Here is an 18,502-nt window from a genome sequence, read left to right on the forward strand (position 1 = left end):
GGTCAGGCAGCGTTGGCGCGGCGCATACGGCGACGGCGCTCGGAGGCGCGCTCGTCCTCGTTCAGACCGCCCCAGGTACCGTACTTCTCCGGACGCGAGATCGCGTAGTCCAGGCAGTCGGTTCGCACAGGGCAGGCCGCACAGATCTCCTTGGCCTTGCGCTCCCTGATCTCCCGCTCCGGCTGGCGTTCGCCGTCCGGGCCGAAGAAGAGCACAAGGTCCTCGCCCCGGCACGCGGCGGCATCCTGCCACCCCCAGCTCGGGCGGGGGCGCAGCGCGGCCTGCCGACGTACCTGAGACATGCTTGAACCACCTCTACTGAAATCACTAGTAAGCTGTCGGAAAAAGCTTCAGTCACCAAAAGATTGGTCATGCGGCGTGAGCCACCCCGCACGACGCAAACGCCGGACGGTGCAGACGATGTTCCCCGGTGTGGCTGAGACCACGAGAAGCACAGACCACGCGGCAGGATGTGCTGCTGACGGAGTGCTCTCACGCGAACGGCTGCGGAGGCGGTGACGGCCTCCGTCCGAGCCGGTACGTAATCATGCCATCCCCACTCCCGATCCTGCACGGGGGGTGGGGAAATTACTCGCCCAACCGTTACCGAAACCTGATGTCTACTGACCGGTCTTCGGTCGTTTGTCCGAGTTTGTCGTAAATCACAAGATCTACGGTCTTAAGCAGGACACAGCACATCGTATGGTGCGATGTCCCTCCTGCCTAGGGGGTTCTCCTGATGCGCCGATCACATTGTGGTCTGCTTGGAGCTCCGAGATATGGCGTGACCGTATGTCCTCACGCTGCGTCGCACCAGCCGGGGGGCGCCACGCCCGCCGGCGACCCCCGGTGAACCGGATCGACCCCTTCCCCGGTCCTCCCCGTCCCCGCGCGACGCGCCGTCCCGCACCCGTGCCGGGGAGGCCCCGCGGCCCCGTCCCCCCGCCCCTAGGGGAAGGACCAGGGGAACCGCCCGGAACGGCTCGTGGTGCGGCGGCGTCCCAGACGATAGAAAGCAACGGGTGCGGGGACTCTTCCCCCAGGAGGTCGCGCACCCGCGACCGGGACCCGATCGAAGGAGACGAAACACCGTGGCCCTCTTGCGGCTCATCCTGAACGTCATCTGGCTCTTCGTCGCCGGCTTCTGGCTGGCAGTCGGCTACGTGATCGCCGGAGTCATCTGCTGCATCCTGATCGTCACCATCCCGTTCGGGATCGCCTCCTTCCGCATGGCCAGCTACGCGATCTGGCCCTTCGGTCGCGAACTGGTGCGCAGGCAGGGGTCGGGCGGCGGCAGCACCTTCCTCAACGTCATCTGGCTGATCGTCGCGGGCTGGTGGCTGACGCTCGGCCATATCGCCACCGCGATCGGCCTGGCCGTCACTATCATCGGGATTCCGATGGCGTGGGCCTCGCTGAAGATGATCCCCGTGGCGCTCGCGCCGTTCGGCAACGAGATCGTGCACAGTGGCCGTCCCAGGGAACCCTGGCAGTTCTGACGCCGTTGAGTTCCCGACGGACACGGGAGAACCAGGACCCTCGTCCGCGCATCCCCCCGGTACCGCCCCCGCGTGTCCGTCGCCTCCCGTGCGGGCACCACGCAGCACCCCGAGAATGGAGTCCATGTGCAAGCCCAACGGCCGGGAGTGTGGGCGCTCCTGAACAAATGGCTCACCGCCCGCAGGGCGCGAGCCGAGCGCCTCGCCCAGTTGGAGGCTCAGAAGGAGCACTCCGAGCCCGAACCCCAGTCCCCGGACCAGGGGCCGGCCGAACAGGACGACGTGGGCGCGGGGGACATCCTGAAGTCGGTCAGCGACGTCGCCTGGCGCTTCCTCCTCATCGGTGTCGTCGCCGGGCTGCTCCTCTACGGGCTCGTCTACCTGTCGGTCGTCACCCTGCCGATGATCCTCGCGGTGTTCATCACCGCCCTGCTCATGCCGCTCGCCAACCTGCTGCGCCGCAAGGGCCTGGGTCGGGGCACGTCGACGACGATCTCGATCCTCGTCGGGCTCATCGTGTTCGGCGGCGTCATCTCGATGATCGTCACGCCCGCCGTGCAGGGGTTCGGCCCCCTGGTCGACAGCGTCACCAGCGCGGTCAGCGAACTCCAGGACATCCAGGTGCCCTTCGGGCTCGACCCGGCGCTGTTCACCGACATGATCGACGACGCCTGGGTGCAGATCCAGGCCATGATCAGCGAGAACCAGGACCAGCTGCTCAGCGGCGCCTGGACCGCGGGCGCGGCCGTCATCTCGGTTCTCGTCGGCATCGTCCTGATCATCGCCCTGACCGTGTACTTCGTGCACTCGGGCGACCAGCTCATGGACTGGTTCCTCACCCTGTTCCCGCCGCGGTCCCGTCCGGGCCTGCGCCACGCGGGGGACGTCGCCTACGGCGTCATGGGACGGTACGTGCGCGGTGTGGCCGCGGTCGGCTTCTTCGACGCCGTCGGCATCGGCATCGCCCTGGTCTTCCTGATCGACATCAACCTGGCCATCCCGCTGATCGTGCTGACCTTCGTCGGCGCCTTCCTGCCGATCATCGGCGCCTTCCTGACCGGGCTGCTCGCCGCCCTGGTCGCGTTCGTCACCGAGGGCTGGATCGTCGCGCTCGTCGTCGTCGGCGCGGTGATCCTCGTGCAGCAGCTGGAGAGCAACGTCTTCGCGCCGCGCATCTACGGGGCCTCGCTCGACCTGCCCTCGCCCGTCGTGCTGATCGCGATCTCCGTCGGCGCCGTGGTCGGGGGCGTCCCCGGCATGTTCCTGGCCACGCCGGTGGCCGCCGTCCTGGCGGCCCTGCTGCGCAACCGCCCGCCGGGCAAGCCCGGGGACTCCGACGAGGAGTCCCCGGAGGGCACCGGGGGGGAGCCGCCCGTCGCGGCGGCGGTCGTCGTGGCCAAGGTCCCCAAGGACAAGGAGCCCGAGGGCGCGCACCCCGCTCCCGAGGAGGAATAGGGCCCCTCAGGAGCGGCGGGGCGTGCGACGGGGTGACCGGCGCCGCCCGGCCGCGGGGAATGCGGCGCGCCCCCGCACCCGTTGACCGGGTGGCGGGGGCGCGGCCGTGTCCGGGGGCCTCCCGGAAAACGGATCGCCGCACCCCCCGCCCGTGCCGTTAGGCTGGGTCGGTCGGCCCGAAGGCCACCACCCCCCACCCACGCGGAGGAGCCGCCGCTCCCGTGCACCGCGGGTGCGCGTCCGGCCGTACCGAACCGTCCCACCACCTCGTAGGAAGCCCCACCATGCTGATCGCCACCGACCTCGAACTGCGTGTCGGTCCTCGACTCCTGTTGGAGCCGACCACCTTCCGCGTCGCCGCCGGGGACCGGATCGGACTGGTCGGCCGCAACGGTGCGGGCAAGACGACCATGACCAAGGTGCTGGCGGGCGAGGGCCTGCCCACCGGCGGCACGGTCACCTCCTCCGGCACCATCGGCTACCTGCCGCAGGACCCCCGCACCGACGACCCCGACGTCATCGCCCGCGACCGCGTGCTGTCCGCGCGCGGGATCGACGAGGCCCTGCGCGGTATGCGCGAGGCCGAGAAGAAGATGGCCAGCACCGACACCAAGACCCGGAACAAGGGTGTGCGCGCCTACTCCCGGTGGGAGGAGCGCCTGCACGTGCTGGGCGGGTACGCCGCCGAGTCCGAGGCCGCCGCCATCGCCTCCAGCCTGGGCCTGCCCGACAAGGTGCTCTCCCAGCCCCTGCACACCCTCTCCGGCGGTCAGCGCCGCCGTATCGAGCTGGCGCGGATCCTGTTCAGCGGCGCGGACACGCTGCTGCTGGACGAGCCCACCAACCACCTGGACGCCGACTCCATCGTCTGGCTGCGCGACTTCCTCAAGTCGCACCAGGGCGGGCTCATCGTGATCAGCCACGACGTGGACCTGGTCGAGCACGTGGTGAACAAGGTGTTCTACCTCGACGCCAACCGCAGCGTCATCGACATCTACAACATGGGCTGGAAGCTGTACCTGGAGCAGCGCGAGGCCGACGAGCGGCGGCGCAGGCGCGAGCTGGCCAACGCCGAGAAGCAGGCCGACACCCTGCGCAAGCAGGCGGACAAGTTCCGGGCCAAGGCCTCCAAGGCGCGCGCCGCACAGCAGATGCTCAACCGGGCCGACCGGCTCCTCGACGGCGTGCAGGGCGTCCGCAAGTCCGACAAGGTCGCCAAGCTGCGCTTCCCCGACCCGGCTCCCAGCGGCCGCACGCCGCTGATGGCGGAGGGGCTGTCCAAGTCCTACGGCTCGCTGGAGATCTTCACCGGCGTGGACCTGGCGATCGACCGGGGCAGCCGCGTGGTGATCCTGGGGCTCAACGGCGCCGGCAAGACCACGCTGCTGCGGCTGCTCGGCGGCGTCGAGGAGCCCGACCGGGGGGCCGTGGTCCCGGGGCACGGGCTCAAGCTCGGCTACTACGCCCAGGAGCACGAGACCCTGGACGTGGGCCGCAGCGTGCTGGAGAACATGATGAGCGCGGCCCCGGAGCTCCCGGAGGTGGAGGCGCGCCGCACGCTGGGCTCGTTCCTGTTCACCGGTGACGACGTCGACAAGCCGGCGGGCGTGCTCTCCGGAGGCGAGAAGACCAGGCTGGCCCTGGCCACGCTGGTCGTCTCCAGCGCCAACGTGCTCCTGCTCGACGAGCCCACAAACAACCTGGACCCGGCCAGCCGCGAGGAGATCCTGGCGGCCCTGCGCAACTACAAGGGCGCGATCGTGCTGGTGACACACGACGAGGGCGCGGTCGACGCCCTCCAGCCCGAGCGCGTCATCCTGCTGCCCGACGGCGTCGAGGACGTGTGGAACGCCGATTTCGAGGACCTGATCTCGCTGGCGTGAGCCGGGGGCCGTGAGGGCCCCGGCGGCGGAGGTGGACGCCCAGCATGCTGGGAGGTTCACCTCCGTCCTTTTCGGACGACGTTTGCGGCGCTCCGAAACCCGGGCAGAGAAGGGGGCGCCCGGCGCGGCGCGCGGCGAATGTGGCGGGGCGTGAGCGCGATGCCGGATCATGGCAGGGATTCCAGAAGCGTTGACCGGACGACCCGGAGGAGTGGACTGTGGACGATGCGCTGAGGAAGGGCACCCGCGTGGCGGGAACGGACCGCTCCGAGCTCGCGGCCCAGCTCAAGCGGCGCTACGACTCGGGGGAGAGCATCCGCATGCTGGCGGCCGCCACCGGGCGTTCCTACGGTTTCGTCCACCGGCTGCTCAGCGAGGCCGGGGCCGAGCTGCGCGGCCGGGGCGGGGCGACCCGCAAGGCCTGAGGCCCCGCCCGCGCGACCGGTGGTTACCGATGGGTAATATCGAGGGTGACACCGAGCACGACGGAGGAACCCCATGGCACAGGCGTCGAACGGGCCCGGGCGGCTGCCCACGGAAGCGGAGCTGACCCGGGCCGGGCTCGGACTGGCCGTGGAGGGGCCGGTCGCCCGCATCACCATCAGCCGCCCCGAGCGGCGCAACGCGATGACCGGGCGCACCTGGACCACGTTGGCCCACATCGGCCACACCCTCCCGGCCGATGTCCGAATCGTGGTGATCGCCGGCGAGGGCGACATCTTCTCGGCCGGGATCGACCTCGGCATGTTCACCCCCGAGGGCGTGGACGGCGAGCGCTCCATGGTCGGCGGCATCCTCGACGGCTCCTCCACCGGGGCCGACGTCGAGGAGTACATCGCCGGCCTCCAGGAGGGCTTTCTCTGGCTGCGCCGCCCCGACCTGGTCACCGTCGCCGCGGTCCGGGGCCACGCCATCGGCGCGGGCTTCCAGCTGGCGCTCTCCTGCGACCTGCGCATCCTCGCCGACGACGCCAAGTTCTGCATGAAGGAGCCCGCGCTCGGCCTCGTCCCCGACCTCACCGGGACCAAGCCGCTCGTGGACATCGTCGGCGTCCACCGCGCCGTCGAGATCTGCCTGACCGCCCGCCGCGTCGGCGCCCAGGAGGCCCGTGAGCTCGGACTGGCCGAGCTGGTCGTGCCCGCCGACGAACTCCCCGGCGCCGTGGACGACGTCGTCGCCGCGCTGCTCGCCACGAACGCCGAGGCGGCCGCCGCCACCAAGGCCCTCCTCCGGCAGGCCGCGGGCAACACGCTCGAGGAGCAGGCCGCGGCCGAACGCCGCGCGCAGGTCGCCCGCCTGACCGCCCTCGCCGGGACGATGGCGGCCGACAACCGCTGACCCGGCGGGCTCGGCGCCGCACCGCGCCGGCGCCGCGCCGCCCCCGGAGGGATGGGGGAGACCCGTATCACCGGTGAAAAACCCCCATCCCGTCCCCGTTTCCGGACGATGTCTAGTACGCTTCTGCAAGCGGTCGTCCAGTAATGCCGCGCGCATCCGAGCGCGCCGAGGCCGCACAAGACGCGGAGAGCGTGTCGACCCCGTCGGCGCCACTCTTGCCAGAAGAGTTGCTCGTATCCACTCAGTGGGATGCACCGAGCACAGGAGCCCCGAGAATCGAAGGGGTCCGCTTCCGCGTGTGATCAGGCGCGTTTGTGTGATTTCTTCGCTGGGTCCGCTGTGGCCGTGTGGAGCCTTCCTCGAAACGCCGCCAAACGATGAGGAAGGTACACGTCACTTGACGACGGACACTGCCGTAATGCCCGCTTTCGACTCCCTGGGTCTGCCCCAGGACATCGTCGACGAGCTGGCCAAGAACGGTGTGACCACCCCGTTCCCGATCCAGGCCGCCACCATTCCCGACGCCATCGAGGGCCGCGACGTCCTCGGCTGCGGTCGTACCGGATCGGGCAAGACCCTGGCCTTCGGCCTGCCGGTCCTGATGCGCGCCGCAGAGCGCCGCGCCGCCGCCAACCGCCCCAGGGCCCTGATCCTGGTGCCCACGCGCGAACTCGCCCACCAGGTGCGCGACGCCCTTCGCGGTTACTCCCGCATCGTGGGCGTGCGCGTCGGCGACGTCGTCGGCGGCAGCTCCTACACCCGCCAGATCAACGAACTTCGCCGCGGCGTCGAGATCCTCGTCGCCACCCCGGGCCGCCTCAGCGACCTCATCGACCAGGGCGCCTGCGACCTGAGCGACGTCGAGGTCTCGGTGCTGGACGAGGCCGACCAGATGTGCGACATGGGCTTCATGCCCCAGGTCAGCGAGCTCCTCGACCAGGTGCGCCCCGACGGCCAGACGCTGCTGTTCTCGGCCACGCTCGACGGCGACGTCGACAAGCTGGTCCGCAAGTACATGAACGACCCGCAGACCCACTCCGTGGACCCGCCGGTCTCCCAGGTCACCGCCATGGAGCACCACCTGCTCAAGGTGCTGCCCCGTGACAAGAACAAGATCATCACCCAGATCGCCGCGCGCGACGGCCGCACGATCCTGTTCGTGCGCAGCAAGTACCGCGCCGACGCCATCAGCGAGCAGCTGGCGGCGGCGGGCGTGCCCTGCGCGTCCCTGCACGGCGGCAAGACGCAGAGCGTGCGCACCCGCACCCTCGCCAAGTTCCGCGAGGGCAAGATCCAGGCGCTGGTCGCCACCGACGTCGCCGCCCGCGGCATCCACGTCGACGGCATCGACATGGTCGTCAACATCGACCTGCCCACCGGGCACAAGGACTACCTGCACCGTGGAGGCCGCACGGCCCGCGCCGGCGCCTCCGGCCTGGTCGTCTCCCTGGTCGCGCCCAACCAGCGCCGCATGGCCCGCCGCCTGCTCAGCGACGCCGGCGTCGACGCCAAGCAGCACCTGGTCAACCCGGGCGACGAGCTGCTCACCGAGGTGACCGGGGCCAAGGAGCCCTCCTGGGAGCCGTGGATCGAGCCGCCGGAGCCCGTGCGCGAGCGCCGCGGACGCGGCGGCCCCCGCCGTGGAGGCTACGGCGGCGGTGGCGGCGGCTACCGGGGCGGCGGCTACCGCGGTGACCGCAGTGGCGGTGGCGGCGGCTACCGCGGCGGCGGTGGCGGCGGCTACCAGGGCGACCGTCCCCGCACCGACCGCGGTGAGGGCGGCGGTTTCCGTGAGGGCGAGCGCCCCCGCGGCGAGGGCGGCGGCTACCGCGGCGGCGAGCGCCGCGAGTACGCACCGCGCTCCGAGGGCGGCTACCGCGGTGACAACCGCGGTGGCGGCGGCTACCGGGGCGGCAGCGGCGGCGGCTACCGCGGTGACCGCAGTGGCGGTGGCGGCGGCTACCGCGGCGGCAGTGGCGGTGGCGGCGGCTACCGGGGCGACCGTCCCCGCACCGACCGCTACGACTCCGCCCCGCAGCACTAGGGTGTGAACGGACCCGGGCCCGGCAGGATCTCCTGCCGGGCCCGAGCCTTTTCCGGGGTTGTACACCTCTCTCGGACAGCGGCGCCCCGCGCGGGTCCGAGCCCCGGGACGGGGCGGTCGTAGGGAGGGCCGCCGCGCGGCCACGGGCCCGCCCGGGGGTGGTGACCCATTACGGTCCTTTACCGCCCCTTCGCGTGTCCGAATCGCCCGGAACCGCAGGGGGCGTGGACAGTTGCGGGACAGCCCCGATGTCGCACTCGGGACCACCACGCCGCCTGAAGGGGAACGCGTGAACGTCCTCAACGTCCTTCTCGTCACCGTCAACGACTTCTTCTGGAGCTACCTCCTCATCCCGCTCCTGGTCGTTCTCGCCGTCTACTTCACGGTGCGGTCGGGTTTCGTGCAGCTGCGCCTGCTCCCCGAGATGTTCCGGGTGCTGCGGAGCAGCCCGGGGACGGCGCCCGACGGTGGCAGGGAGATCTCGTCCTTCCAGGCCTTCGCGATCTCCGCCGCCTCCCGGGTGGGGACGGGGAACATCGTCGGCGTGGCCACCGCGATCATGCTCGGCGGGCCGGGCGCTGTCTTCTGGATGTGGGCCATGTCCTGCGTGCTGGGGGCCGCGGCGTTCGTGGAGTCGACGCTGGCCCAGCTGTACAAGGTGCGCACCAGCACGGGGTTCCGGGGCGGACCCGCGTACTACATGCTGCACGGGCTGGGCCAGAGGTGGATGGGTGCCCTCTTCGCGGTCCTCATCACCGTCACCTTCAGCCTCGTCTTCAACTCCGTGCAGGCCAACAGCATCACGGGCGCCATCTCCACCTCTATGCAGGAGCTGGGCGCGCCCACCGGCTGGTTCCTGAGCGTCCTGGTCGGGCTGGCGCTGGTCGGGCTGACCGCCGCCGTCGTCTTCGGCGGGGTGCGGCGCATCGCGACGGTCGCCCAGGCGCTCGTCCCCCTCATGGCGATCCTCTACATCCTCCTCGGCCTGGCCGTGGTGGTCCTCAACATCGGCGAGCTGCCCCGGGTCGTCGGCGACATCTTCGCCTCCGCGTTCGGGCTGCGCGAGTTCACGGCCGGCGGCGTGGGCGCGGCGCTCGTGCAGGGCATGCGGCGGGGCATGTTCTCCAACGAGGCGGGCCTGGGGTCCGCCCCCAACGCCGGAGCCACCGCGTCGGTCTCCCACCCCGCCAAGCAGGGGCTCGTGCAGACCCTCGGTGTGTACTTCGACACCTGGCTGGTGTGCTCGGTGACCGCGTTCATCGTCCTCGTGTACAACCCCGACTTCACCACCGAGACCGGGGCCGAGGTCACCCAGCGGGCGCTCCAGTCCTCTCTGGGGAGCTGGTCGGTGCACGCCCTCACGGTGATCCTGTTCCTGCTGGCCTTCACCTCCGTGCTGGGCAACTACTACTACGGCGAGTCCAACCTCCGGTTCCTGGACGCCGACCCGCAGCACATGACCTACTTCCGCTACGCGGTGCTGGCCGCGGTGTTCATCGGCTCCGTGGCGCCGCTGACGCTGGTGTGGAACCTCGCCGACATCTCCATGGGCGTCATGGCGACCGTCAACCTCGTGGCACTGGCGCCGCTGTCGGCCGTCGCCTTCCGGCTGCTGGGCGACTACAGCCGCCAGCTGCGCAACGGGCTCGACCCGCAGTTCACGCTGTCCAAGATGCCCGACCTGCGGAACGTGGAGTGCTGGGGGCCCGCGTCCGGCTCCCTTCCCGACGACGTCCAGCGCGGGGAGGGGGAGGCGCCCGGCGACCCGGCCTCGGCGCTGGCGGAGCGGGACGCGGACACGCGGGACGGCGGGGCGGGCGGAGCCCACGCGGACCCCGGTGAGGAGGAGGGCCCCTCCGACGACGGCCGCGACGAGGGCCCCGGGGAACGCTAGCCGCGTCCCGCCGGGCGGACGCGCTCCTGCCACCGGGGGAGCGTCGTCCACAGGAAACGCCGGGTCGTCCCGGGCGAAAACGATTTTCGGTACTATGCGTGAAGATCCCGCCCGACCACCACGGAGACCGACGTGCCCGACCGGACCACACCGGCCACCGACCCCGGCCCGCCCCCGAGCAGCTCGCTCGGCGACTCCCTCGCCGGGGGGTGGGCGGACCGCGGCGAGGAGCTCCCCCCGGAGGACTGGGGACGAGCCCGGGGCCGCCGCAGGACCGGGACGGTCTGGCTGTTCGCCCTGTTCATCACCGCGATGGCGCTGGGGCACGCCTGGATCTCCGACGAGCTGACCAGTCAGGCCTTCCTCGCGTGGGCCACCATCTTCACCGCGATCAGCTTCCAGGCACTGCCCTTCCTGGTGTTCGGTGTGGCGCTGTCCGCCGCGCTCACCGCGTTCGTGCCGCCCTCGGCCTACCAGCGGTTCATCCCGTCCAAGCCCAGCCACGCCGTGCCGGTCGCGGGGGCCTCCGGGGCCCTGCTGCCCGGTTGCGAGTGCGCCTCGGTGCCCATCGCCGGAAGCCTCATCAAGGGCGGGGTCGCCCCGGCCGCCGCGCTCACCTTCCTGCTGGCGGCGCCCTCCATCAACCCGGTCGTCATGATCGCCACGGCGGTGGCCTTCGCCGGGCAGCCCGAGATGATCCTCGCCCGGTTCGTGGCCTCCCTGCTGGCGGCCGTGGTCATCGGATGGATCTGGGTGCGCTTCGGCCGTGCCGACTGGCTGCGCCTGCCCACGCACAACCACGCGCCCGGGGCCTCCCGGTGGCAGGTCTTCCGCGAGTCGATGCTGCACGACATGATGCACGCGGGCGGCTACCTGGTGGTCGGGGGCCTCGCCGCCGCCACCCTCAACATCATGGTGCCCCGCGAGTGGCTGCTGGCGGTCGCCGGCATGCCGGTGGTCTCGGTCCTCGTGCTCGCCCTCCTGGCCATCCTGCTGTCCATCTGCTCCGAGGCCGACGCGTTCGTCGCCGTCAGCCTCACCGACTTCTCGCCCACGGCCAAACTCGCGTTCATGGTGATCGGGCCGATCGTCGACCTCAAGCTCCTCGCGATGCAGGCGGGCGTGTTCGGCTGGCGCTTCGTGGCCCGCTTCGCCCCGCTGTGCCTGCTGGTCGGCCTGCTCAGCACGTTCCTGATCGGAGGACTGATCCTGTGAACCGCATCGCCCAGGGACTCACCCTGGTCCTGCTCGGCGCGGCCGCGCTGACCAGCACGATCCCCACCGACCTCTACCTCAACTGGGTCAAGGCGGGCTTCGGCCCCTTCCTCATCGCCGCAGGCGTGGCCATGGTCCTGCTCGGCGTGCTCGTCATCGCCTCCGAGCTGCGCGGCGAGGACGAGGCGGAGGAAGAGCACGGGCACGGGGCGGACGCCGAGGTCGTCGCCGCCGGGAACACGGTGTCGGCGCAGGAGAGCGCGTCCGCCGTGGAGAGGGACTACGAGGAGGCGTACGGGCGCGGGCGCGGTACCCAGGGGCACGACCACTCCCGGGCGCCCGGCGTCGCGTGGCTGCTCCTGCTGCCGGTGCTCGCCGTGTTCGTCGTCGCCCCGCCCGCGCTGGGCTCCTACACGGTGGAGGCCACCTCCGGCTCCTCCGGACCGCCCCCGGAGGACCGGCGCGCGGGCGCCTTCGACGACGGGGTCGAGGAGGCCGCTCCGGGCGAGGTCGTCTCCATGGACATCCGCCAGTTCGTGATGCGCGCCTGGATCGACGAGGACCGCCTGCTGGTCGGCCAGGAGGTCGAGCTCACCGGGTTCGCGGTGCCGGAGAAGGACGGCGACGGGTGGTACCTCGCCCGCCTCCAGATGGCCTGCTGCGCCGCCGACGCCGTCGTGAACAAGGTGTACATCTCCAACGAGCCCGCGCCCGAGGCGGACACCTGGTGGACGGTGCGCGGCACCTGGGTGGAGCCCGAGGGCGAGCTCTCCGAGGTGAGCCAGCACGAGTTGACGGCCCTGGAGGTCCAGGAGGTCACCAACCCGCCGGACCCCTACGAGTAGCCCCTGGAGGGTGTCCGGTTCCTCCCTGAGTCGGACGATGGCCCCTCTCCTGCTCACTCTTCGCCACACCGTTCACCATTCGCCGGTTTATGGTCGCACTGAGTGACAATGGGCGGGTGTCAGAGCGGAGCGACGGAAGCCGGGGAGGGTGGGGCCGACTGCGCCCCCGGTCGATCCGTGCCAGGGTCACCACCGGGGCCGTGGTCACCCTGATCCTGATCACCGGCCTGTCGCTCTCCCTCAGCAGCTTCCTGATCCGGGAGATCTCGCTGACCCAGATCAGGGACCAGGCGGACGACGAGGCCCGCCGGGTCTCCGAACGGATCGCCACCGAGCGCTACCAGGGCCCGATCCCCGACGGCGAGACGGTCCTGCGCGTGCAGGTCGTCGACTGGGACACGGGCGAAGTGGTCGCGGCCACCGACGCGATGGAGGGCAAGCCCCCGGTGACGGACGAGCGTCCGAAGCCGGGGGACTTCCGCCTCCAGACCACCGTCTGCGGCGACATCGCGGGCCCCGAGCCCAGGGACTGCCTGCTCGTGGTCGGGTACGGCCTCGCCGACTCCGCCTACGGCGAGGTACTGGTCCTGGCGGCGGCGAGGTCGCCCAGCATCCTGGGCACGTCCCTGGTCGAGGCGGTCCTGGTGGGGACCTCCGTGGCCTTCCTCGTGATCACCGCGACCGTCATCTGGTTCTGGGTCGGGCGTGCGCTGCGGCCCGTGGAGAGGATCAGCGCCCAGCTCGACATGCTCTCCGTCACCGACCTGAACCGCAGGCTCCCGGTCCCCGGGACCCACGACGAGATCGCCCACCTGGCCCGCACGGCCAACGCGAGCCTGGCGCGGCTCGACGAGGCGGTCACCCGGCAGAGGCGGTTCGTCTCCGACGCCTCGCACGAGCTGCGCAACCCCATCGCCGGGATGCGCACCAAGCTGGAGGTCGAGCTCTCCGACCCCGACCCCGACGCCCGCTCGCGCGAACTGCTGCTCACCGGCCTGCTCTCCGACACCGAGAGGCTGGAGAACATCGTCTCGGACCTGCTCGAACTCGCCCGCCTGGACAAGGACGTGGCCCGCGAACGGGAGGAGGTGGACCTGGAGGCGCTCATCAGGGAGGAGTTCGTCGACGAGCGGCGCCACCCCGCGCTGCGGATGCACTCCTCCGGGCCCGTCCGGGCGACCGTCAACCGGCTCCGCCTGGTCCGCGTCCTCACCAACCTGGTCGCCAACGCCGAACGCCACGCGCGGTCCAGGATCGACATCGTCGTCGAGCGGGACGGTGACGCGGCCGTGGTGGAGGTCCACGACGACGGGGCGGGGATCCCCTCCATGGACCGTGAACGGATCTTCGAGCGGTTCGCGCGGCTCAAGGAGTCGCGTGAGCGCGACCCGGGCGGGAGCGGGCTCGGTCTGGCCATCTCGCGTGAGATCGTCCAGTCCCACGGAGGCAGCCTCGTGGCCGGGCACAGCGACCTGCTGGGCGGTGCGGTCTTCACCTTCCGCATCCCCGACACGACCGAGTAGTCGGGACAGGGACATGCCACCCGGAAGCGGACTGACCGCACTGCCCGCGGGCGGGGACGGGCCGAGGCACCCCAACTACTTCCTCCTCGGGTTCGTCGGCGCCCTGGGCGTCCTCACCGCCTGGCTCCTCGTCGAGGCGCTGATCGGGGTCCGCGCGGTCCTGGTGTACATCCTCGTCGCGCTGTTCCTCGCGGTCGGGCTCAACCCCGTGATCGAGGGGTTGCGCGACCGCGCGCGCATGCCGCGCTGGGGGGCCGTCCTCACGGTGTGCCTGGCGATGGTGCTCTTCGCCGCCGTGTTCGTCTGGGCGATCGCGCCCCCGCTCACCGAACAGGCGGCGAGCTTCGCCGCGAACCTTCCGGACACGGTGGACAGCCTCCGGCGCACGCCGTTCTTCGCGGACCTGGAGCGGCGCTACGACGTCCTGGACCGGATCGAGGGCCTGGTCACGGCCCCCGATTTCGGGCAGCAGGTCTTCGGAGGGCTGGTCGGCGTCGGCCAGGTCGTGTTCAACACCCTGTTCGCCACGTCCACGGTGTTCATCCTGACGCTGTTCTTCATGGCGTCGCTGCCGGGGATCCTGGACGTGTCCTACCGGTTCGTGCCCCGCTCCAACCGCGACGGGGTGCGCCGGATCGGAGACGAGATCGTCCGGCGCATCGGTGCGTTCATCGCCGGCCAGCTGGTGGTGGCGGCCTTCGGCGGGGTGGTGGCGTTCTTCTTCCTGTGGGCGGTCGGCTCGGCCTACGCCCTCACCCTGGCGCTCGTGGTGGCGGTGACCGCGCTCATCCCGCTGGTGGGCACCACCATCGGCGCGCTGGCCGCCTCCGCGGCGGTGGCCCTCGGGAGCCCGCTGCTGGGGCTGGTCACGCTGGTGTTCTTCCTGGTCTACCAGCAGATCGAGAGCTACGTGATCTCACCGAGGGTGATGCGCCACGCGGTGGACGTGGCGCCGACCGCGAACATCACCGCCGCGCTGGTCGGCGGGACGCTGATGGGGCTCGTCGGCGCGCTCCTGGCGATCCCCACGGTGGCGGCGCTCACGATCATCCTGAAGCAGGTGGTGTTCCCGCGCCTGGAGCGCCGCTGACGCGGAGCCGCATAGGCTTTCGGGATGGGGGAGGGGACGGGCGGCGGGCGCGGGGTGCGGGTGTCGCGGTTCCTGTTGCTCGCGGCCTGGGCGGCGGTGGTGGTGTTCGCCCTGCTCCACGTGCCCGGGGCGGACGCCCTGCGGAGCCGGGTGGAGGAGGCGGGCGCGGCCGGCCCCGCGGTCTACCTGGTCGTCTACGTCGTCGCCGTCTTCGCGCTGGTGCCCCGGCCGGCCCTGAACGCCCTGGCGGGACTGGTGTTCGGGTTCCCCCTCGGCCTCGTGCTGGCCCTGGCGGGCGGTGTGTGCGCGGCCCTGGCCCAGTTCGCGGTGGCGCGGCACGTGGCGGGCGACGCGGTGGCACGGCGACTGCCCCCGGGCATCCGCGCACGGCTGGACGCCCTCGTGGGCGGTCACGCGTTCGTGGCGGTGCTCCAGCTGCGGCTGTTGCCGGTGGTGCCCTACCAGGCGGTCAACTACGGTCTCGGGCTGACCCGGGCGGGCGTGTGGCCCTTCGCGGCGGGCACGTTGGCGGGTGCGGTCCCCGCGACGGCGGCGCTGGTGCTCGTCGGGAGCGGGGGAGCCGACCTGGGCGTGCCGGTGACCGTGGCCGGGGTGCTGCTCACGGTGGTGATCGGCGCCGCGTGGTGGCTGCGCGCACGGTCCGAGGCGCGGACCGGGGGGTGACGGCGGCGGTCCCGGGACGGGACCGCCGCCCGTCCCGCGCTATCCGCCGGAGGCGCCGTCGAAGAGGGCCACCTCGTCGGGGGTGGGGCGTTCCAGCTCGAAGGGGAGGATCTCCCCGCCGTCGCTGTCGGTGACCATCGGTTCCTGGAGGACCTCTGGCTCCTCCCCGGTCCTGTTCCGCACCACCATGACACCGGAGTACCCGCTGTGGTCGTCCTCGGTGGCCACGAACGGGACCAGGCCCGGGCCGGCCCACTCGTTGGCGTGCAGGGTGTCGACCAGGTTCTGCCGGGTCAGGTCGGTGCCGACCTCCATCAGCAGCTGGGCGAACAGCGTCGCCTGCACCATGCCGTACACGGTCGTGTCGGTGAACGGTGTGCCCTCGTTGTACTCCTCGTGGATCTCCAGGTAGAACTCGGTCCACGGGTCCTCGCGCTGGGCCGCCATCGGCAGGAACGCGGTGATGATGAGCCCGTCCGTGAAGGACTCGGGCGGGACGTCCTCGGCGGCGGTGCCCTCCGCGTACTCCTCGATGAGCCCGGTGATGATCTCCACGTCCCCGCCGAAGCTGGGGGCGACCCACTGCGGGGTGTACCCGATGGAGGCGGCCTCCAGGATGGCCATGCCCAGGAACGCGGGGATGCAGTAGCAGACGGCGATGTCGGCGCCGGACGCCTTCAGCTCGGCGACCTGTCCGGCGAGCTCGGGGACCCCGGGGTCGTAGGACTCCCAGGCCACGATCTCCTCGGTGAGGTACTGCTCGATCCCGGCGTGGGAGGAGGGGCCGACGTCGTCGTTCTGGTACAGCAGGCCCACGTCGTCACCGGGGAAGTTCTCCGCGATGAAGCTGCCCTGGACCTTGGCCTCCTTGGAGTAGTCGACCTGGAACCCGTAGCTGTAGGGGTAGACCTCCGGCTGGTCCCAGGCGAGGGCGCCGGACGAGACGAAGAGGTCGGGGACGCCCTCCTCGTTGAGGTCGTCGATCACCGCCTCGTGGGTCGGCGTCCCCAGGCCGCCGAGCATCGCGAAGATCTCCTGGTCCTCGATGAGGGTCTCGGTGGCCTCCATCGTCTGCGCGGGGTCGAACGCGTCGTCCTGGACCTGGTACTCGATCCGGCGCCCGTGGATGCCGCCGTTGTCGTTGATGTAGTCGAACACCGCGCGGGCGCCCGTGGACACGTGACGGAACCCGGGTGAGGCCGGTCCGGTGAGGGGCTGGTGCGTGCCGATGACGACGGCGTCGTCACTGACCCCCCGGGTGTCGGCCTCGAGGGCCGCGGCTTCCTCCTCCGCGGTCCGTCCGCCGGAGCAGGAGGAGACGAGAACCGCGACGGCGAGTGCCGAGGCGATGGTGCTCAGTGGTCGCATGAATGGTGTCCTGGACTAGGTCGCGCCTGATCAGACTGGGTGGGTGGCCCCTGGGGGAGTAGTGGGCGGATGGGGGAGAGGAAATCGGGGGGAAACCCTACTGGCGGGTACGTTACTTGCGAGTAAACACCATACGCGTGTCGCACACCACTGCAACCCGAGCGGGTTCCGCGCGTGCCGCGGGCGCCGTGGCCGGGGGCGGGCGCAGGGGCGGCCCCGTACGGGATCGCGGTCCGGAGCCGGTGTGCGGCGCGCCGCCACAGGCGTGGGGCGCGCGAGAACCGTGGCGCGGATCACCGCGCGGCGGGCGCGGGGGCGCCACGGCAGGGCCCCTTTCGGGGCGGGTGCGGGAACGCGCTGCCGGGCCGCTCGCGCCGGGCCGTGAGGCGCCGCTCCCGACGCACGCGGCGCCCGCCGCGGTCGGAGGGGCGCCGTCCCCGGCCGCCGTCCCCGGACGCTCCCGCGGGCTTCCGCCGGGGGTGGGATCAGCTGTCGGGCCGGTCGGACGTCCGTCCGCCGGAGGGGCCGGCCAGGGCCCGGGGGGTGCCGTCGCCGGAGGGGACACCGCCTTCGGCGGCGGTGGCGACGGCCTCGACCGAGCTGACCGAGCCCGCGGGCCGGGGAGCCCCCCGCAGGATCTCGCGCGCCAGCCGCGCGACGGCGTCGGAGGCCTGGTGCACCGCGCTGTCGCGCCGCCAGACCAGGAGGTGCCGCAGTTGTATGGGTGCGCCCTCCAGCGGACGTATCACCACGTCCTCACCGGTGTCGAAGTCGGACTGGCAGGGGGCGATCGCCCGGCGGTCGGCGATGAGGTCGCGGATCTCCGACCGGTCGTAGAGCCGGTAGGGCACCTCGGGGGTGAAGCCCGCGCGCTGGCAGGCCAGGTAGAAGCACTCGGGCCATCCGGTGCCGTCCGGAGGGGTCAGCGCCCACGGGGACTCGGCCAGGTCGCCCAGCCGGATCAGTGTCTGGTGCGCGCGCGGGTGTTCCGCCCACAGGGCCACGTGCAGGGGTTCCACCGAGAGCATCGCCCAGGCCAGCGGGCCGTCGGTGGACAGGTCGCGGTCCACGTAGTCGATGGTGGTCCCCAGGTCCAGGCGCCCGGCGCGGACCAGGTCGGTGACCAGTTTGGGGGAGTACTCGGTGCGCACGTGCACGGGGACGTTCGGGAAGACCTCCGGGAGCCGCGCCGACAGCTCGATGGTCAGCGGCCCGACGCCGCCCACGCGGAGCGTGGAGGGGGAGGCCCCGCGCGCGGTGATGTCGTGCAGCAGGTCGTCCATGGAGAGCAGGACCGAGCGCGCGCGGACCAGGACGAACTCACCGAGCTCGGTCGGGCGGACCCCCGAGCGCCCGCGGTGGAAGAGCGGTCCGCCGACCTCCCGCTCGATCCGCTGGAGCTGCGTCGTGAGGGCGGGCTGGGACGTGGAGAGCGCCGCGGCCGCCTTGGTCACGCTGCCGGTGTCAGCCAGGAGGCAGATGGTGCGCAGGTGGCGGAGTTCGAGGTCCATGCGTGGAATCTAGGACGGGGAGGGGGCCCGTGTACAGACGTGCTGTCGCGGAGGCCGCTGCGAGTCGGGCCGTCCAGGGGATCGGGGGTCCGATTCCCCTTTGTCGAGAGGCGGGCGCCCCGGGCCTCGTGCGCGACCGCGCCTTGGGATAGG

General features: G+C 71.7%; 15 protein-coding genes. 12 read left to right on the top strand and 3 right to left on the bottom strand.

From position 1 onward, the window contains the following. Positions 1-2 precede the first annotated feature (2 nt). Positions 3-302 (bottom strand): WhiB family transcriptional regulator, encoded by a 300-nt coding sequence (locus OUQ99_RS10315; protein WP_017588640.1) that lies wholly within the window; start codon positions 300-302, stop codon positions 3-5. A 789-nt stretch (positions 303-1,091) separates the two neighbouring features. On the opposite strand from OUQ99_RS10315, the gene OUQ99_RS10320 reads away from it, so the two are divergent. From OUQ99_RS10320 to OUQ99_RS10375, 12 genes are all read left to right on the top strand, one after another. Next, positions 1,092-1,499: a YccF domain-containing protein gene (locus tag OUQ99_RS10320; RefSeq protein ID WP_267949205.1), complete on the top strand. Its 408-nt coding sequence runs from the start codon at positions 1,092-1,094 to the stop codon at positions 1,497-1,499. A gap of 126 nt (positions 1,500-1,625) precedes the next feature. Continuing rightward, a complete protein-coding gene (locus OUQ99_RS10325) occupies positions 1,626-2,954 on the top strand; it encodes an AI-2E family transporter (RefSeq protein ID WP_267949206.1) in 1,329 nt (442 codons plus the stop codon). A 284-nt stretch (positions 2,955-3,238) separates the two neighbouring features. Then, on the top strand, positions 3,239-4,837 hold the full coding sequence (locus tag OUQ99_RS10330) for an ABC-F family ATP-binding cassette domain-containing protein (RefSeq protein ID WP_267949207.1): 1,599 nt from the start codon (positions 3,239-3,241) through the stop codon (positions 4,835-4,837). 218 nt (positions 4,838-5,055) lie between these two features. Continuing rightward, positions 5,056-5,262 carry a helix-turn-helix domain-containing protein gene (locus OUQ99_RS10335; protein ID WP_267949208.1) on the top strand — a complete coding sequence of 69 codons (207 nt, stop codon included), beginning with the start codon at positions 5,056-5,058 and terminating at the stop codon, positions 5,260-5,262. 73 nt (positions 5,263-5,335) lie between these two features. Next, entirely contained in the window at positions 5,336-6,175 is an 840-nt protein-coding gene (locus tag OUQ99_RS10340) for an enoyl-CoA hydratase/isomerase family protein (RefSeq protein ID WP_267949209.1), read from the top strand. Between the two features lie 418 nt (positions 6,176-6,593). Next, positions 6,594-8,219, top strand: a complete 1,626-nt coding sequence (locus tag OUQ99_RS10345) for a DEAD/DEAH box helicase (RefSeq protein WP_267949210.1) — start codon at positions 6,594-6,596, stop codon at positions 8,217-8,219. 289 nt (positions 8,220-8,508) lie between these two features. Further along, entirely contained in the window at positions 8,509-10,113 is a 1,605-nt protein-coding gene (locus tag OUQ99_RS10350) for an alanine/glycine:cation symporter family protein (protein WP_267949211.1), read from the top strand. Positions 10,114-10,245: 132 nt separating this feature from the next. Then, positions 10,246-11,328, top strand: a complete 1,083-nt coding sequence (locus OUQ99_RS10355; protein ID WP_267949212.1) for a permease — start codon at positions 10,246-10,248, stop codon at positions 11,326-11,328. Next, positions 11,325-12,173, top strand: coding sequence for a TIGR03943 family putative permease subunit (locus OUQ99_RS10360; RefSeq protein WP_267949213.1), 849 nt, complete (start codon positions 11,325-11,327; stop codon positions 12,171-12,173). The genes OUQ99_RS10355 and OUQ99_RS10360 overlap by 4 nt, the downstream gene beginning before the upstream one ends. Before the next feature lie 116 nt (positions 12,174-12,289). Beyond that, positions 12,290-13,696 (top strand): sensor histidine kinase, encoded by a 1,407-nt coding sequence (locus OUQ99_RS10365; protein WP_267949214.1) that lies wholly within the window; start codon positions 12,290-12,292, stop codon positions 13,694-13,696. A 13-nt stretch (positions 13,697-13,709) separates the two neighbouring features. Further along, the gene (locus OUQ99_RS10370) at positions 13,710-14,786 is read left to right on the top strand and encodes an AI-2E family transporter (RefSeq protein WP_267949215.1); all 1,077 of its coding nucleotides are present in this window, start codon (positions 13,710-13,712) and stop codon (positions 14,784-14,786) included. Positions 14,787-14,810: 24 nt separating this feature from the next. After that, complete coding sequence (locus OUQ99_RS10375) at positions 14,811-15,470, top strand: TVP38/TMEM64 family protein (RefSeq protein ID WP_267949216.1); 660 nt, start codon at positions 14,811-14,813, stop codon at positions 15,468-15,470. 39 nt (positions 15,471-15,509) lie between these two features. Here OUQ99_RS10375 and OUQ99_RS10380 read toward each other — a convergent pair whose 3' ends face one another. Together OUQ99_RS10380 and OUQ99_RS10385 are read right to left on the bottom strand one after the other, a co-directional pair. Continuing rightward, a complete protein-coding gene (locus OUQ99_RS10380; protein ID WP_267949217.1) occupies positions 15,510-16,838 on the bottom strand; it encodes an ABC transporter substrate-binding protein in 1,329 nt (442 codons plus the stop codon). A 485-nt stretch (positions 16,839-17,323) separates the two neighbouring features. Continuing rightward, complete coding sequence (locus OUQ99_RS10385) at positions 17,324-18,349, bottom strand: LysR family transcriptional regulator (protein ID WP_267949218.1); 1,026 nt, start codon at positions 18,347-18,349, stop codon at positions 17,324-17,326. Between the last annotated feature and the right edge of the window lie 153 nt (positions 18,350-18,502).

The organism is Streptomonospora nanhaiensis, assembly GCF_026642255.1.
GTDB classification, from domain to species: Bacteria; Actinomycetota; Actinomycetes; order Streptosporangiales; family Streptosporangiaceae; genus Nocardiopsis; species Nocardiopsis tropica.

Coding starts and splice junctions, on each gene's coding strand:
- OUQ99_RS10315 (WP_017588640.1), bottom strand. CDS start 302: ATGTCTCAGGTACGTCGGCAGGCCGCGCTGCGCCCCCGCCCGAGCTGG.
- OUQ99_RS10330 (WP_267949207.1), top strand. CDS start 3,239: ATGCTGATCGCCACCGACCTCGAACTGCGTGTCGGTCCTCGACTCCTG.
- OUQ99_RS10340 (WP_267949209.1), top strand. CDS start 5,336: ATGGCACAGGCGTCGAACGGGCCCGGGCGGCTGCCCACGGAAGCGGAG.
- OUQ99_RS10345 (WP_267949210.1), top strand. CDS start 6,594: ATGCCCGCTTTCGACTCCCTGGGTCTGCCCCAGGACATCGTCGACGAG.
- OUQ99_RS10370 (WP_267949215.1), top strand. CDS start 13,710: ATGCCACCCGGAAGCGGACTGACCGCACTGCCCGCGGGCGGGGACGGG.
- OUQ99_RS10375 (WP_267949216.1), top strand. CDS start 14,811: ATGGGGGAGGGGACGGGCGGCGGGCGCGGGGTGCGGGTGTCGCGGTTC.
- OUQ99_RS10380 (WP_267949217.1), bottom strand. CDS start 16,838: ATGCGACCACTGAGCACCATCGCCTCGGCACTCGCCGTCGCGGTTCTC.
- OUQ99_RS10385 (WP_267949218.1), bottom strand. CDS start 18,349: ATGGACCTCGAACTCCGCCACCTGCGCACCATCTGCCTCCTGGCTGAC.